The sequence below is a fragment of the Alteromonas sp. S005 genome, assembly GCF_036864475.1.
Taxonomy (GTDB): domain Bacteria; phylum Pseudomonadota; class Gammaproteobacteria; order Enterobacterales; family Alteromonadaceae; genus Alteromonas.
In genome coordinates, this window is sequence record NZ_JAZETN010000005.1 from 119,020 (window position 1) to 135,253 (window position 16,234).

General features: G+C 44.4%; 14 protein-coding genes. 6 read left to right on the top strand and 8 right to left on the bottom strand.

Annotated features, from left to right (window positions below; genetic code table 11):
• Positions 1 to 24 precede the first annotated feature (24 nt).
• Entirely contained in the window at positions 25 to 1,710 is a 1,686-nt protein-coding gene (locus tag V7R55_RS08530; RefSeq protein WP_438823587.1) for a dipeptidyl-peptidase 3 family protein, read from the top strand.
• A 100-nt stretch (positions 1,711 to 1,810) separates the two neighbouring features.
• Here V7R55_RS08530 and V7R55_RS08535 read toward each other — a convergent pair whose 3' ends face one another.
• From V7R55_RS08535 to folB, 4 genes are all read right to left on the bottom strand, one after another.
• Positions 1,811 to 2,182 (bottom strand): histidine triad nucleotide-binding protein, encoded by a 372-nt coding sequence (locus V7R55_RS08535; RefSeq protein WP_334059080.1) that lies wholly within the window; start codon positions 2,180 to 2,182, stop codon positions 1,811 to 1,813.
• Between the two features lie 119 nt (positions 2,183 to 2,301).
• Positions 2,302 to 3,102 carry an undecaprenyl-diphosphate phosphatase gene (locus tag V7R55_RS08540; protein ID WP_118490266.1) on the bottom strand — a complete coding sequence of 267 codons (801 nt, stop codon included), beginning with the start codon at positions 3,100 to 3,102 and terminating at the stop codon, positions 2,302 to 2,304.
• A gap of 8 nt (positions 3,103 to 3,110) precedes the next feature.
• On the bottom strand, positions 3,111 to 3,605 hold the full coding sequence (gene folK, locus V7R55_RS08545; RefSeq protein WP_334059082.1) for a 2-amino-4-hydroxy-6-hydroxymethyldihydropteridine diphosphokinase: 495 nt from the start codon (positions 3,603 to 3,605) through the stop codon (positions 3,111 to 3,113).
• A complete protein-coding gene (gene folB, locus V7R55_RS08550) occupies positions 3,605 to 3,958 on the bottom strand; it encodes a dihydroneopterin aldolase (RefSeq protein WP_334059084.1) in 354 nt (117 codons plus the stop codon). Before folB ends, folK begins: the two co-directional genes overlap by 1 nt.
• Before the next feature lie 291 nt (positions 3,959 to 4,249).
• On the opposite strand from folB, the gene plsY reads away from it, so the two are divergent.
• On the top strand, positions 4,250 to 4,852 hold the full coding sequence (gene plsY, locus V7R55_RS08555; RefSeq protein WP_334059087.1) for a glycerol-3-phosphate 1-O-acyltransferase PlsY: 603 nt from the start codon (positions 4,250 to 4,252) through the stop codon (positions 4,850 to 4,852).
• On the opposite strand, the gene V7R55_RS08560 is transcribed toward plsY, so the two are convergent.
• Together V7R55_RS08560 and tsaD are read right to left on the bottom strand one after the other, a co-directional pair.
• Positions 4,842 to 6,167: an alkaline phosphatase family protein gene (locus V7R55_RS08560; protein ID WP_334059089.1), complete on the bottom strand. Its 1,326-nt coding sequence runs from the start codon at positions 6,165 to 6,167 to the stop codon at positions 4,842 to 4,844. The genes plsY and V7R55_RS08560 overlap by 11 nt on opposite strands.
• 192 nt (positions 6,168 to 6,359) lie before the next feature.
• Entirely contained in the window at positions 6,360 to 7,385 is a 1,026-nt protein-coding gene (gene tsaD, locus V7R55_RS08565; protein WP_334059091.1) for a tRNA (adenosine(37)-N6)-threonylcarbamoyltransferase complex transferase subunit TsaD, read from the bottom strand.
• Between the two features lie 524 nt (positions 7,386 to 7,909).
• Here tsaD and rpsU point away from each other — a divergent pair.
• The 4 genes from rpsU to rpoD all read left to right on the top strand — a co-directional run bounded on the left by rpsU (position 7,910) and on the right by rpoD (position 13,071).
• Positions 7,910 to 8,125, top strand: a complete 216-nt coding sequence (gene rpsU / locus V7R55_RS08570; RefSeq protein ID WP_012517258.1) for a 30S ribosomal protein S21 — start codon at positions 7,910 to 7,912, stop codon at positions 8,123 to 8,125.
• Positions 8,126 to 8,361: 236 nt separating this feature from the next.
• Positions 8,362 to 8,808, top strand: coding sequence for a GatB/YqeY domain-containing protein (locus tag V7R55_RS08575; protein WP_334059094.1), 447 nt, complete (start codon positions 8,362 to 8,364; stop codon positions 8,806 to 8,808).
• Positions 8,809 to 9,011: 203 nt separating this feature from the next.
• Positions 9,012 to 10,790, top strand: a complete 1,779-nt coding sequence (gene dnaG / locus V7R55_RS08580; protein ID WP_334059096.1) for a DNA primase — start codon at positions 9,012 to 9,014, stop codon at positions 10,788 to 10,790.
• Positions 10,791 to 11,235: 445 nt separating this feature from the next.
• Complete coding sequence (gene rpoD, locus V7R55_RS08585; RefSeq protein ID WP_334059098.1) at positions 11,236 to 13,071, top strand: RNA polymerase sigma factor RpoD; 1,836 nt, start codon at positions 11,236 to 11,238, stop codon at positions 13,069 to 13,071.
• A gap of 173 nt (positions 13,072 to 13,244) precedes the next feature.
• On the opposite strand, the gene V7R55_RS08590 is transcribed toward rpoD, so the two are convergent.
• Together V7R55_RS08590 and V7R55_RS08595 are read right to left on the bottom strand one after the other, a co-directional pair.
• On the bottom strand, positions 13,245 to 14,864 hold the full coding sequence (locus tag V7R55_RS08590) for a methyl-accepting chemotaxis protein (protein ID WP_334059100.1): 1,620 nt from the start codon (positions 14,862 to 14,864) through the stop codon (positions 13,245 to 13,247).
• Positions 14,865 to 15,017: 153 nt separating this feature from the next.
• Entirely contained in the window at positions 15,018 to 16,217 is a 1,200-nt protein-coding gene (locus V7R55_RS08595) for a topoisomerase IV (protein WP_334059102.1), read from the bottom strand.
• Positions 16,218 to 16,234 lie beyond the last annotated feature (17 nt).

Genomic DNA, 16,234 nt, shown 5'->3' on the forward strand with positions numbered 1-16,234 from the left:
ACGGTAAACCTTATGATTAAAAAAATGACTTCAACTTATTCGCCTATAGCTGTGGCAGTAGCTGGGCTATTTATGCTGACCGCCTGCAGCAAAAGCGCCGATACAACGCAAACTCAAACGGCAAAGCCTGAAACCGATACAGCGCAAACCTTACTGGTAGACGAGTCTCGCTTGTCTATTTATCACGGTGTAGACCTTACCAGCGACCTATCACACCTTAGTGAAAACCAGCATAAAATGCTTTCGCTTTTAATCGATGCGTCAAAAATTATGGACGACCTATTTTGGAAGCAGGCATTTTTTGAAGATAAAGATACCTTCCTTTCTTCAATTAGCGACGAAAAAGTGCGTCATTTTGCGGCCATAAACTATGGTCCTTGGGATCGACTTAACGGCGATACACCGTTTATTAGTGGCTATGCTGACAAAGCCTTAGGCGCTGAGTTTTATCCTCACGATATGGAAAAGGAAGAATTTGCTACGGCTGAGTTTGAAGACAAACAAGGCTTGTATTCTATGGTGAAGCGCGATGAAGCGGGCAACCTTTATTCTGTACCTTACTCTGAAGCGTTTAAAAACGAATTGATGAAAGCATCTGACTTGCTGAAGAAAGCGTCTGAACTTGCTGAAGACGAAAGCTTTAGACAATACTTACAGCTTCGTTCTGAGGCATTGTTGTCTAACGACTATCTTGCTTCTGACATGGCTTGGATGGATATGAAGACCAACCCTGTAGAACTGGTTATCGGTCCTATTGAAAGCTATGAAGATCAACTTTTTGGCTACCGCGCAGCGTTTGAAGCTTATGTGCTTATTAAAGATTTAGCGTGGAGTGAAAAGCTTGCTAAGTACGCAGCTTTCCTACCTGAGCTTCAGCAAGGGCTTCCTGTTGCTGATGCTTACAAAGCTGAAATGCCAGGCTCTGATGCAGACCTTAATGCGTATGACGTTATTTATTACGCAGGCCATTCTAATGCTGGTAGCAAAACCATTGCGATTAACCTGCCCAATGACGAGCGCGTGCAGTTAGAAAAGGGAACCCGCCGTCTTCAACTTAAAAACGCGATGCGTGCAAAGTTCGATACTATACTAGTGCCTATTGCAGACACGTTAATTGTACCAGAGCAACGTGAACACATTACCTTCGACGCTTTTTTCGCCAACACCATGTTTCACGAAGTGGCTCACGGTCTTGGCATTAAAAATACCCTAGACGGTTCGGGTACCGTTCGCGGCGCACTTAAAGAACATGCCTCAGCTCTTGAAGAAGGCAAAGCTGATATTTTAGGTTTATACATGGTACAAAGCCTTCTAGAGAAAGGTGAAATTACCGAAGGTACGCTAGAGGATTATTACGTCACCTTTATGGCTGGAATTTTCCGTTCTGTGCGTTTTGGAGCAAGCTCTGCTCACGGCAAAGCGAACATGATTCGTTTTAATTTCTTTGCACAGCAAGGCGCCTTTGAAAAAGTAGAAGACGGCATGTATCGCGTAAACATGGAGAAGATGGGGGCTGCTGTAGAAGCGCTGTCAGAGTTAATCCTTACCTTGCAAGGTGACGGCGATTACGACGGCGTTGCAGAACTCGTAGAAACTATGGGCGTGATTGAGCCAGACCTCGCGTCAGATCTCGCACGTTTAGAAGCAGCAAGCATTCCGGTTGATATTCACTTTAATCAAGGTAAGAAAGTGTTAGGGCTTGCTGACTAAGCCATTCGATTTCACTTATCTACCGCATTTATTTGCAGTGCAAAGAAAAATGCCGCCCTTTAAATAAAAGGGCGGCATTTTTTATCTTTGAGCGAAAACGTTACTCAACGTGTTGCTTCATATTCTCAGTATACGGAGGCCAACCTAGTGGTTTACCTGCCAATACGTGAAGGTGAATATGATATACAGTTTGCCCACCGTATTCGTTGCAGTTCATGACGGAACGGTAACCCTGATCGGCAAACCCTTGCTCTTTTGCGATCTTTGCAGCCACCAATGATAGATGACCCACTACTTCGCGATCTTCTTCAGCAATATCATTTACCGTGGCAATTTGCTTTTTCGGTATAACTAGAAAATGAGTCGGAGCCTGAGGATTTATATCTTTAAACGCCAGCGCCAGTTCATCTTCGTACAAAATCTCTGCTGGAATTTCCTTGCTCATAATTTTATCAAAAATTGTTTCTGCCATGTCTCACATTCCTTTTTAATCAGGTGTTTATCTATTGCGTTAACGATTAAAGATGGTTCCCGCTAGCGCAATAACAAAGTCTTAATTACAGTGTTTTTATTTGGCTAAAAAGCCTAGTCTTATGCGAAAACAAACCATAGAAGTATTACGCCCAACGCTAAGCGATAGATAACGAAAGGCAGCATACCTATGCGGGATATCCAGCTTAGGAATAAGTAAATACAAAGGTAGGCGCTTACGAATGAAAATGCTGCGCCATATAGCAATGCATACCAGTCGACTGCTTCATTTGCTTTAAGTAAATCTAAGGTGGCTAACAACCCCGCCCCTAGAATCACAGGTATCGACAACAGAAAGGAAAAGCGCGCACAGGCTTCGCGCTTGAGTCCTAGCATCAAGCCAGCAGTCATAGTTATTCCCGAACGAGATGTCCCCGGAATTAACGCTAACACTTGGGCTAAGCCAATATAAATAGCTTGTTTTAACGTTAGGCCTTCAAGCTCTTGTTCCCGCTTTGCTGTCGAATCGGCATACCATAAAAGCAAACCGAAAATGATGGTGGTACCCGCGATTACCAATGCTGTACGTGCATTGTCTTCTATCCACCCTTTCATCAAAAAGCCAATAATGACCGCCGGAATAGTCGCTACAATAACGTACCACGCAAGTTTGCTATCGGTAGATTGCTGCTTGCTGAACCCTTGAGTCACCCATGCTACTGTCATCTGTCCTATTTCTTGACGAAAATAGATCATAACCGCAAGAAGGCTTCCCACATGTACTGCTACGTCAAACGCCAAACCTTGGCTTACCCAACCGAAAAGCTCAGCGGGTAGCAGCAAATGCCCAGAACTACTGATTGGAAGAAATTCAGTTACGCCCTGAATAATTGCTAAAATAATGATTTCGAAAAGTGTCATTCCTTTGCTTAACTCCAAGTAAAGTCAATTGGCCATAATTGCTGTTTCTGTTTATCAAAGTTTTGCCACATTTGGGCATAGGTTTCTTGCGTTTCAGGGTGAATGTCGTCGGGAACAAGTTCAGCTAACGGCCAAAGCACAAACGCGTTGTAACAAATCTCTTCGCGAGGCAAAACCACAGGGGATGTGGTTACCTTACTATCATAGGTAAGCAAATCGAGATCAAGGGTTCTAGCGCAGAATTTTTTATCGGTATGCACTCTTCCATTGTCTTTCTCAATTGCTTTAAGAATGGCACAGACCTCTTCAATACTTTTTGATGTTGTCGCCCGTGCGGCAGCGTTATAAAAAGGGCTGCCGTTGAAGCCTACAGCTTCGCTTTCATAAACAGAAGACACTGAGACATCAGAGAAGTGTTGTTTTAATGCGACCAAAGACTGTCTAGTGTAATGCTCGCGCTCAATATTAGAACCAATGCTGATTAAAATGGTATGTTCAGGCATTAGTTGCGCTCTTTTCGCATTTCAACGGCAACGGTCTGTGCATTAGGAAGAATATTAGGCTTAACAATTTTAAGTGTTATTGACGCAGCCGAAAAATGAGCAAGTACGGTATCCATAACCTTGCTTCCGAAAGCCTCAAGTAGTTCAAATGTGCTTTCTTTACCTACTTCCACGATGCACTCAGCTACTTTGGCATAATCTACCGTATCAGCAACGTCATCACTTTTCATTGCTGCGCTTAAGTCAACATCAAGTGTTACATCGAGAAGTAGCTGAGTGGTTTTTACTCGCTCCCAATCATAAACACCTATCAGGGTGTCTACTTCAAGCCCTGTAATATAAATTTTGCCCATGGAATTTTTTCATCTTGTCTGTTATCAAACCAGTTTATCGCCCTGCTCTCTGGCTTCAATACTGGTCTTACTACTGCGCTTTCAACCACATATTACTCGTAAACGGTGGTATATCGCGTTTGGATGGAGTAGCTTTACGCTTGTGTGGCACAACTATACCGCTGTATGACAACTGGGGGCAACCAAGGTTTTGTAATTTAATAGGGCATAAGCCTTTTACCTCCTGCAAGAGAAGTTAAACCTGATACAAGGTAGTGCTTCTAAACCGCTTTTGAAAATTAGAATGAAAAAATGACTTCGCTAACGCTTTTAATGGCTGCTGTTGCCTATCTCTTCGGTTCACTATCAAGTGCAGTGGTTATAAGCCAATTATTTGGTTTACCCGACCCACGAACCGCTGGCTCTAAAAACCCTGGAGCAACTAACGTATATCGCTTGGGTGGCCGTATTCCTGCGCTACTTGTACTTGTTATGGATATTTTGAAAGGCACTATTCCCGTTTACGGCAGCTACTTTTTGGGTATAGAACCAATAATGCTTGGCATAATTGCTATCTTTGCCTGTTTAGGTCATATATTTCCGCTTTATTTTGGCTTCAAAGGCGGTAAAGCCGTCGCTACCGCCTTTGGTGCCATGTTGCCTATTGGGCTCGATTTAGCCGGGTTGCTTGTTCTAAGCTGGGTGGTAGTGGTTTTCCTTACTGGCTATTCTTCGCTCGGCGCTCTCATTGCTGTGTCGCTAGCACCATTTTTTACATTTTTAATTAAGCCTTTGTATACCGTGCCCGTGGCAATGCTCTCGCTGCTTATTGTTTTACGGCATAAAGATAATATTGCCCGCCTGTTAGCAGGCAATGAAAGCAAAGTGTGGGATAAAGGAAAGGTTAAAGAGTAAGCGCCTGTTGCAGTACGTTGAGCTTACCGTCTATAGGCGTAACAGGCTTGATACCTAATATTTTAGCTAGGGCAGGATAAACCTCTAAATTGCTAAATGTAGGTATAGTAGTATTCGTTTTAAACGCCGGCCCCATTGCAACAAAGGTCGCTCCCATATCAGGTAACGTATTTACGTAGCCATGGCCACCTTTGCTCATATGCATACTGTTGGCGTTTTTGAAACGGGCTGGTGGCGCAATTTCAATAATTATATCGCCCGTTCTGTTTCCTACTTCCATGTGCCGCTGAGCGCGTTGGGTATCATTGAGCACAATGAAGCGGTTTTCGGCTATATGGGTAAGACGTTCTATTTCGTCGGTAATTTGTTTATCTGACACGCCTTCTCTGGCGTAAAGGTGCACTTGCGCCCCTTCATTTTCAATAATGAAGCTATCAGGAATGGATAGAGACTCAACCTCTATAAGCTGGCTTTCATCAATAGGCGTCATGCCGTGGTCAGACACCACTACCAGATTTACGGGCAAATCTAATGCATTAATGCGCTTATAGAGTTGACCGATAAGTGCATCTACTTCTTGTACCGCGTCATTGGTTTTAACTGCAAAAGGTCCTTCATCGTGTCCTACCGAATCGGTAAGCGAAAAATAACCCGCAATAAAGCGAGGGCGCGATACCTCAGGCAATTTTAGCCAGTTGATGATCTGATCAATACGCATCTGGTAATCAGCATATTTAGAATAGTGATAGAAATAAGTCGGAGAAGCACCCGATATGCGTGCGTCAGACTCTGGCCAGAAGAAGGTCGCTGCCTTCATGCCATGATATTCCACTAAGTTCCATAGCGGTGTTGCCGTAATCCACGTGCTGTCCATACGACCATAACCTAATTGATACTTTGCATACCCCTCTTTTGAAGGGCGGGATTTGTCATAAAAACGGTTATTCACAATCCCGTGGTGTTTAGGAAGCAGCCCTGTGATCAGCGAAATATGATTGGGGAAGGTATTTGACGGATAAACAGGGGTCATAGACGACGCTCTTACCCCTTGCTTTGCAATAGCAGCAAGGTGTTGCGCGTTGTGTAATTCGATATAGTCGTGGCGAAATCCATCAAGAGAAATGAGCACGACATATTGATCTTGCTGCTCCTGCTTTTCTTGCTTAAGGTCTTGTACAGGTGCATTCAAGGGTGACTTGCTTGATGCAAATGCATTGGATGCGGCGAGCGCTGCAACGGCAAGCGAAATAAATAACGACAACGCTAAATGGAATAGCGGTGCATTTTGTTTTGTTCCGTCTGTTGCTAAGCGCATGGTTTTTTACGTCCTTACTCAATGTTCATTTTGGTAAAATAAAAGGCAATGGAATGCGCTCCCATTGCCTTTACTCTTTGCTTGTCTATGTTGGGCGCTTGCTATGCTTTATATCTACTTTGTAAACATCTTATGCGTACGCCGATAATCTATATCGGCTTTAAAACATCATTTGAAACTCACTGGGCGTTTTTAAATTGCTGACAAGGTATCAAGAGGCCAGCGCGGCTTGGCTTGAGAAGACAAAGCCAAGGTTTCCCCCGCTTTTAAACGCTGCATGCCCGCATAAGCAATCATGGCACCATTATCTGTACAATACGCTAAGCTAGGGTAAAACACCTCACCTTTTAGCTCTTGCATTAGGGCTTTCATCTCACTGCGCAGCATCGTATTTGCACTAACACCGCCAGCAATAACCAATCGTTTCATTCCTGTCTGCTTTAATGCTCGCTTACATTTTATAATAAGCGTATCAACTACAGCCTCTTGGAATGCGTACGCAATATTCGCTTTGATTTGCTCAGCATCACCACCGGTTAAGTCAGCATCACGGATGGTATTCGCTGCAAAGGTCTTTAAGCCGCTAAAGCTGAAATCTAAGCCTGGTCTGTCGGTCATTGGACGTGGGAATTTGTAGTGTCCCGCCTCGCCCTTTTCGGCCAATTTTGCCAAGAGTGGGCCGCCAGGGTAATCAAGACCAAGTAACTTAGCGGTTTTATCAAAAGCTTCGCCTGCGGCATCATCAATAGACTCGCCAAGCACTTCATACTGACCAATGCCTTCCACTTTGACCAGCATCGAGTGACCACCTGACACTAAAAGCGCAACGAAAGGAAATTCAGGTGCGTCCTCTTCAAGCATAGGCGCTAACAGGTGCCCCTCCATATGATGAACACCCACCGCAGGTACGTTCCACGCATAGGCCAATGAACGCCCTACCGATGAACCTACTAAAAGGGCGCCTACCAATCCTGGGCCTTGAGTGAATGCAACACCATCAATATCTGACGGCTGGGTATTCGCATCTTCCATGGCTTTTTCAATTAAGGGAATGATTTTTCTCACATGGTCTCGAGAGGCGAGCTCAGGCACTACACCACCATAATCCGCATGCAGCTTCACTTGGCTGTATAGTTCGTGCGACAGCAAACCTTTTTCATCGTCATAAACGGCGATGCCAGTTTCGTCGCAAGATGTTTCTATTCCTAAAATACGCATGGGGAGCAACCCTTTTTACTACTAACTTCAATACCGAGCTTTTGGATATATAGCAATGCTGTCTAATATATAAATTACTCACTACAATATTGTGAATAATAATTAGTTAAGCGAATATCAAAAACTGAGAAAATAATTCTGGCGATCTGGCGGGATCATCTTTATGATCCCGGCGCGATCATAACACTACCCTGTTCAGGATCATTTGCTTTCTACTTTTGATCACAGTTATCTATCAGAAGAAACATGAGCAAAAAGCATTCTGAAAAGGGCGCTTATACAAGCCGAGTTAAACAACGCGGCGCTTAACGAGCGCAGAGTTTACCTTTTATCCTGCATTCATGGAATGCCAGTGAACAGGTAAATGAACGGTAAATGCACAATATTGGCTATTTTTTGGCAATTCATCCTTTACTTTCTCTGTAGATATGATTAGAATTTCGCACCATTTTTAACCCGGGTGGCCTTTTTAGCGCACAATTTTACCCGGATTTACACAGTAAAAGTTTTGAGGTGAGTGTTTAATGCCTATCGTTAAAGTTAGAGAAAACGAGCCGTTTGATGTGGCGCTGCGTCGTTTTAAGCGTTCTTGTGAAAAAGCAGGTGTTCTTTCTGAAGTTCGTCGTCGTGAATTCTTCGAAAAGCCAACTTGGGAACGCAAGCGCAAGAAAGCTGCCGCTAAAAAGCGTCATCTTAAGAAGCTAGCTCGTGAAAACGCACGTCGCGTAAAACTCTACTAATATAGGGTTAAGTAACGAGTCTGAAAGGTGTTGCAATTGCAGCACCTTTCGCGTTTCTGGGCCTCTATTTTTCGGCCTTATCCTTAATGACTCCATTTTTTCCTTTTCAAATGGTTGCATTTGATTTCCAACCTGGGGCTTAATAATACCAGTCCGCATAGATCATTATCTTCTGAGTGGGCAATGCTCTATGCGTATTGGTATAAGCAATCTACTAATAAAAATCAGGAAGCATCATGGCACTAATTGATGATTTAAAAGCAGCGCAGAAAGATGCGATGCGTGCAAAAGAAAAAGTACGTCTTGGTACTATTCGTATGGCTATGGCTGCCATTAAGCAAAAAGAAATCGATGAACAAATCACGCTAGACGATAGCGCAATCTTAGCGGTGCTAACCAAAATGGTTAAGCAGCGCCAAGACGCGGCTGCACAATACGACGCAGCAAACCGCGACGACCTGGCTAGTAAAGAGTGTGAAGAAATCACTTATATTGAAGATTTCTTACCGCAGCCTTTGACTGACGATGAACTCAATGCCCTTATCGACGAAACCATGGCTGCGACTGGCGCGTCGGGTATGCAGGATATGGGTAAAGTCATGGGCGCATTGAAACCTAAGGTTCAAGGCCGCACCGACATGGGCGCATTGAGTGCAAAAATTAAGGCGCGTTTGAACGCTTAAACTCTGCCCCTTCGTAAAAGTGAAGCGTGTAGAAGGTGTGCATTGTCACACCTTCATTGTTCTCATTTTTACACTTCCCTGTTACAGTAGATTACTGTTTTCGTAATGTTGTAGCCTGTCGTTTGAAGCGCAGTTGCAGCTTGTGCTTTTCTCATTCTTTTTGAACTGAATCTTTTTAACTAACTTTTGTTGAAAGTACCCTCATGGCTGGAAAAATACCTCGCGATTTTATAGATGATCTACTTTCACGAACCGACGTGGTAGAAGTAGTAGATAGCCGAGTCAAACTCAAAAAAGCAGGTAAGAATTACCAAGCGTGCTGCCCTTTTCATAATGAAAAATCGCCGTCTTTCACCGTTAGCCAAGATAAGCAGTTCTATCACTGTTTCGGATGTGGCGCTCACGGTAATGCTATCTCTTTTATTATGGAATTCGACCGTCTTGAGTTTGTAGAGGCAATTGAAGAGCTAGCGCGTTATCACGGGCTTGAAGTGCCTCGAGAAAAAGGCAGTCGGCCTGCCATGAGCGAAGAGAAAAAGCAGCAACAGCAAGACGACTATGCAGTGATGGAACAAGTCACACGCTTTTTCCAGCACCAGTTGCGCCAAAACGGAAATAGTAAAAAAGCCATCGACTATTTAAAAAACCGAGGGCTAAGTGGTGATATCGTCAAGCAGTGGGAAATTGGCTACGCCCCTGACAGCTGGGATGCGCTGTTAAATACCTTTGGTAAAGATCCTCAGCGCATTAAGCAACTAGTTGACTTAAAGCTGGTTAATCGTAACGAACAAGGGCGTACCTACGACTTTTTCCGCGACCGCATAATGTTTCCTATCAGGGATAAACGAGGTCGGGTTGTTGGCTTTGGCGGTCGTGTTTTAGACGACGGCGGTCCTAAATACTTAAACTCACCAGAAACCCGCATTTTCCACAAAGGCAGTGAGCTTTTCGGGTTTTACTCAGCACGCCAGAACAACCGCACGCTAGATACGGTTGTCGTTGTTGAAGGCTATATGGATGTGGTGGCATTGAGTCAGTTCGACATTAATATTGCTACCGCAGCCTTAGGTACAGCTACCACGCCTGAACATATTCAAATGCTGGTTCGTGCTACGTCTCATATTGTATGCTGTTATGACGGCGACCGCGCTGGGCGCGAAGCTGCATGGCGCGCGCTAGAGAACGCCTTACCGGCGCTAAAAGATGGCGTGCGCATATCGTTTTTATTCCTACCCGACGGTGAAGACCCAGATACTATGGTTCGCCAAGTAGGTAAAGATGCCTTCATGGAAATGCTCGATAACGCTACGCCCTTGTCGCGTTTCTTTTTTGAGAACTTGCTAAAAACCCACAACGTAGGTACGCCAGAAGGTAAAATTGCTCTTAAAAAAGCAGCAATGCCGCTTATCGAAAGCACTTTAGGTGATGACCAAAAGCAAATGTTGCTAGAAGAATTAGCCAAGCACACTGGCGAGTTCGATCGATTTAAACTTCAGCAAGATATTACTAAAGCGAATCAAGGTTCGAAGCAAGCTTATTCACCTAACCGCAATCAAGTAAATAAGCCTAAACTTTCACCCCTTCGTATGCTGATACGCTTACTGCTTGATAAGCCTGAGCTAGCCGCACGTTGCGAAGATGTTCAGATAGATATATTTGCAGGCAGCAGTGCTGCAGGTATGGATTTATTGCGCGATGTTCACAGTTATTGTGTCAAACATCCACAAGCAAAAACTTCACAGCTTGTTGAAAATTTCCGCGACCATCCCCATTCTCCTACTATCGCGAAATTATTGTTACAAGAACACTTAGTCAAAGACGAGGATGCTGAACGAGTTTATAACGACAGCTTCGCTCGCTTACTAGACGGGCATTTCGATAGCCGAATTGAAACCTTAATTTCACGCTCGCGGGTTCAGCCGCTGACACAAGCGGAAAAACAGGAATTGAACCTGCTTATGAGGGAAAGACAGAAGAGTTAACCTGGAGTTAATGGACTTCGGGTTTATCTGTTTTTGCGTAGTACGCTAGCTATATGTTTAATTCGTTTTCACCTTGCAATTATGCACGACGCAAGTAATAAAAGCGGAAACGTAAAAAGCATTGGCTAAAAAATCGGCCGTCAATCTGGTAAAACCTCCGCTTATTCTGCTATACTGGCTAATTCGCTGCGTGCATGTTTGAACATGGTTCACACTCTTATGTGAACAAAAATGCAGCAACACGAGTAGCAAAGATATAGCCGAACATAACGGGCAGAACCGAACCCGAGCAGATGTGCATCGTAAACATATTGGTTTATACCAGCGTGGCATCTAGCATTAACGGCCTGATACAAATGCAGTACTACAGCAGAACGGGGAACATACCTATGTGTATGTTGTCTTTTCTATTGCAAACTAATTGAATGTGAGAAGTGTAGGTTATATGGCGCAAAGCAAGCAGTCTCAGATTAAACTCCTGATTGCAAAAGGTAAAGAGCAAGGTTACTTAACCTTTGCAGAAGTAAACGACCACCTGCCGCAAGATATTGTCGATTCTGATCAAATCGAAGACATAATCCGCATGATTAACGACATGGGAATTCAAGTTTCTGAATCAGCTCCTGATGCAGATGAACTTCTCATGCAAGAAGCGAATGCTGATGAAGATGCTGCAGAAGCAGCAGCTCAAGCACTTGCTACTGTAGAAAGTGAAATTGGCCGTACGACTGATCCAGTTCGCATGTATATGCGTGAAATGGGTACCGTTGAACTTCTTACACGTGAAGGCGAAATTGAAATCGCTAAGCGCATTGAAGACGGTATCAACCAAGTACAGTGCTCGGTTGCTGAATATCCAGAAGCGATCACTTACTTATTAGATCAGTGGGATTTATACGAAGCCGAAGAAATTCGTCTAAGTGATATTATCTCTGGCTTTGTTGATCCTAACGATGATCAAGATCTCGCGCCAACTGCAACACACGTAGGCTCAGAGTTATCTGAAGAAGAGTTAGATGACGAAGATGGCGATGATGATGAAGACGATGACGAAGAAGAAGACGATAGCGGCGTAGACCCAGAGCTAGCGCGCGAACGTTTCTCTGAGCTTCGTGAACAGTACCTTAAGACTCGCGAAGTTATCGAGAAGAAAGGTCGTTCTCATGCCGACTCTCGTACACAAATCAACGCATTAAGCGACGTATTTAAAGAATTCCGTCTAGTTCCCAAGCAGTTTGATCGCATGGTTAAAAACATGCGTGCAATGATGGACAAAGTACGTATCCAAGAACGTCTAGTAATGAAGTTCTGCGTTGTTAATGCAAAAATGCCTAAGAAAGATTTTATAAAAGCTTTCGCGGGTAATGAGACGTCTACTGCATGGTTACACGAAGCAGTTAAATCAGGTGCGCCTTATGCAGCTGAACTTGCAGTTAACCAAGAAGAGATTGAACGCTGCATTAGCAAAATGAATCAAGTTGAGCAAGAAACTGGCTTGGTTATCGCTGATATTAAAGACATTAACCGTCGTATGTCGATTGGCGAAGCGAAAGCACGTCGTGCGAAAAAAGAAATGGTTGAAGCTAACCTTCGTCTTGTAATCTCAATTGCGAAGAAGTACACCAACCGCGGTCTTCAGTTCCTTGACCTTATCCAAGAAGGTAACATTGGTCTGATGAAGGCGGTAGACAAATTCGAGTATCGTCGTGGTTACAAATTCTCGACTTATGCTACATGGTGGATTCGTCAGGCAATCACTCGTTCAATTGCCGACCAGGCGCGTACTATCCGTATTCCTGTGCACATGATTGAGACGATTAACAAGCTAAACCGTATCTCTCGTCAAATGCTTCAGGAAATGGGTCGTGAGCCTACGCCTGAAGAATTGTCAGAGCGCATGTTAATGCCTGAAGACAAGATTCGTAAGGTACTTAAGATTGCTAAAGAGCCAATCTCGATGGAAACACCTATCGGCGATGATGAAGATTCACATCTTGGCGACTTTATTGAGGACAGCACTATTATTCAGCCCCTCGATTCAGCAACTGGCGGTAGCTTAAAAGGCGCAACGCAAGAAGTACTAGCAGGTCTAACTGCTCGTGAAGCGAAAGTACTACGCATGCGTTTCGGTATAGATATGAATACCGACCACACGCTTGAAGAAGTAGGTAAGCAGTTTGACGTGACCCGTGAGCGTATTCGTCAGATTGAAGCTAAAGCACTTCGCAAGCTTCGCCACCCTAGCCGTTCTGAGCAGCTACGCAGCTTCTTAGACGAATAGAAAAGAGCATTACTTTAATTAAAAATCCCCAGCCTAGCTGGGGATTTTTTTGTCTTAACTTCCCGAAGCTCTCTCTATAAGAAGCTAAAACTCATTGTTTTAATATTTTGCTTCACGCATAAAAAAGCCCCCATCAGGAGGCTTTCAATTCGTTTTAGAAGGCTTAGCTAGACTTACACTCTAAACTGCTTAGCAATTGATTCGAGGTGTTGCGCAAGATCAGCAAGTTCATTGCACATGGTGCCAAGTTCCCCTGAACGACTTGCAGTTTGCTCGGTGCGCTCATGAATTTCATCAACGTGGCGTACTATATCAACCGCAACAGTGCGCTGGTCTTCAGTATTGTGAGCAATCTGTTCATTCATTTGGTTGATGCGACCGATAGTACTGGTAATGGTCTCTAAGCTGCTGCCCGCTTTATTGGCGGTTTCAACGCTACTTGTGGCCTGCTCGGTACCACGAGCCATTACCTCAACAGCTGAGTGAGCAGCGCTTTGTAGCTGTTCAATTGTGCTTTGAATCTCTTCTGTAGATTGCTGTGTACGTGAGGCCAATGTTCTAACTTCATCGGCGACTACTGCAAAGCCTCGACCCTGCTCACCCGCTCTCGCAGCTTCAATTGCCGCATTCAAGGCCAGTAGGTTGGTTTGTTCTGCGATACCTTTAATGACATCGAGTACCGAGCCAACTTTATTTGAATCTGATTCTAGACGACCAATAACGTCGGCTGTCTCGCGCACGTTTTCAGCAAGCTGCTGAATACTAGTCACGGTTTGCTGCACAATTTGACGACCTTCACTCGCCGCTGTAGTCGCTTCGTTGGCGTCACTTGCTGCCTGGGCTGCACTGTGTGCCACACCATCAACTGAACCACTCATGGTATCTACCGCTTGTTTAGCGTTTGTTGCAGACTGTTGTTGTACATCAATCGTGCGCTGAGTTTCTTCTGTCACGCCGCGTAGGTTCTGCGCTAGGTTCGATAGCGGTAAGCTCGCTTCAACAACATCGCGAACCACGCCCTGCAACTTATCCATAAATTGATTGAACCAGTACACCAAATCGCCAATTTCATCTTCGCTTTTAGTTTCTATACGAACTGTTAAATCACCATTTTCCTGAGCAATATCTTTAAGAGAGCGAACAACATCATCAATGCTCTGCTTGATACCACGGACAATAGGGACCGCTGTTGCAAACAATAGAATGGTAACAACAATCGCTAGAATAACGCCGGTGCTGATAAGCGATGTATTTGCGCTATCTGTGTTTTCAAAGGCTTTCTCGAATGCAGCTTGCTGTGCATCGCGAAATTGTGACATTGCGACGATAGCGCCGTCATAAGACTGATTCATTTGAGCAGACAGTTCACCTAATCGACTAAAGTCAGCGGTACCGTCTACCATAGATTGCGAAACGTCATACGCGACGTCAAAATATTTGTCGAAGCCTGATGATATACGAGAAATATCTGAACGAAACTCAGGGCTAATACTCGCTATTTGACTAAGCCCTTTTTTCGTTTCTTCAGCTAACTCTTGCGCCACAGTAAGGGTATCTTGATCCCCCGTTGTAACCGCACTGGCAAGCGTATCACGTACCTTTTGCATATCAACAAGAGTCGATGCAGATAACTGTAGCGCTGGAAACTGAACTTTTTGCACTTTTTCTAGCGTTGCGCCGTTATTTAACGCAGTGTAGACAGTGATGAGCAAATAAATAATAAAACTTAGCGCTGCGATCCCTGGAATAAGGAAAATCTTAGTCGCAATTGGCATTTTCTTTAAAAAGTTCATTAGCTATCCCACTGTTTTTATAATCGTTCAAGTGCTTTTTAGTTCGCCCTATATTACAGCACCTCTATAGGTCTACCTTACTTATCTACCTGATAGCGAAAATCTTTAATTAAAATTATGGCCTTGCAAACGAGCAAGGCCATAACTAGGTAGTTAGAAGGTGTAGTTCACGCCAACTTTAAGCAGTGTTGCATCATTTAAATCATTGAGATCGTCTGAGTACCAGGTTACATCAGTTTTAAGTGCAAAGCCCGGTTCAACGTCATAGCGAAGACCTACAGTGACCGCAGATACATCTAATTCTTGTTGAGCGGCAATACCCGCAGCAGTTTGATAGATTCCCGCCTGGCCATTAGCACCGTTCCACGTAGCGTCCACAACCGCGTCACCTGTTGCAATTGTTGGTGGCAGTGCCGCAATCAACCCAAGCTGAGCACCGTTGTCCGCTTCTTCAACTTCATAGGTAATATGCGGGGTAAATTTGCCGAAGCGCATACCTGCCGTAACATACCATGCTTTATTATCAGCAATAACAGAACCATCTACTTCTGTCTGCGTAAATTCTGCTCCCACAAACCAGTCATATTTGTCAATATCTACAGCAACTTCGAAGAAAGTTCCCGTGTCTTCATTAACGCTAAGACCTTCGGCAGCTAAAGATGCAGATGGGATGAAAGCGCCATACTGATTTAAGCCGCCAACAAACGTATCGAAGTCAGCGTTAGCAGCACTTGTTTTGCCACGTGCAAACAATGTACGGGCGCTAAACCAGTCGCGCGTTGCTTCAAAAGACGCAGCCACAACGTTTTCTAGCTCTAACGCTGCTGGGGTTCCTGAAATGGTAGTGTCGGCCTCTACACGACCCATGGTAAGCTGAGCGCCATACTCCCAATCACCAGAGTAATTCATATAGTCAATACGTACACCATCGATGTTGTTAAAGTCGATACCGTAAACAGCGTCAGGTGGCGTTAGCCAGTGATAAGAGTAACCAATATCAAGTGAAGCGGAATATTTGAAAAGAGGCATACGCAGACGACCAGCGCTGATGTTAACGTTGTTGTTCAACATGTAAGTCATGTAGGCCCACTCGAAATCGGCGTCGTAGTCGTCACGACCACGGCCAACCAATTGTGCAGTCGCAGAAAGCTTATCGCTAACTTCTCCACGAACTTGGAGACCAAAAACACTGGCTGGGTCGAAACTAAAATCACTGTCGTAGTCGTACACTGACTCGTCATCGTCTAGCGTCATTCCGCCGATAAGGTTTGCAAAGCCGTTAATTTGAACGTCGGCTAGTGCTGGAGTAGCCAAAAGGCCAGCCAAAGATAAGATAGCTAGTTTGGTTTTCATGCGTGTTCCTTAAATTC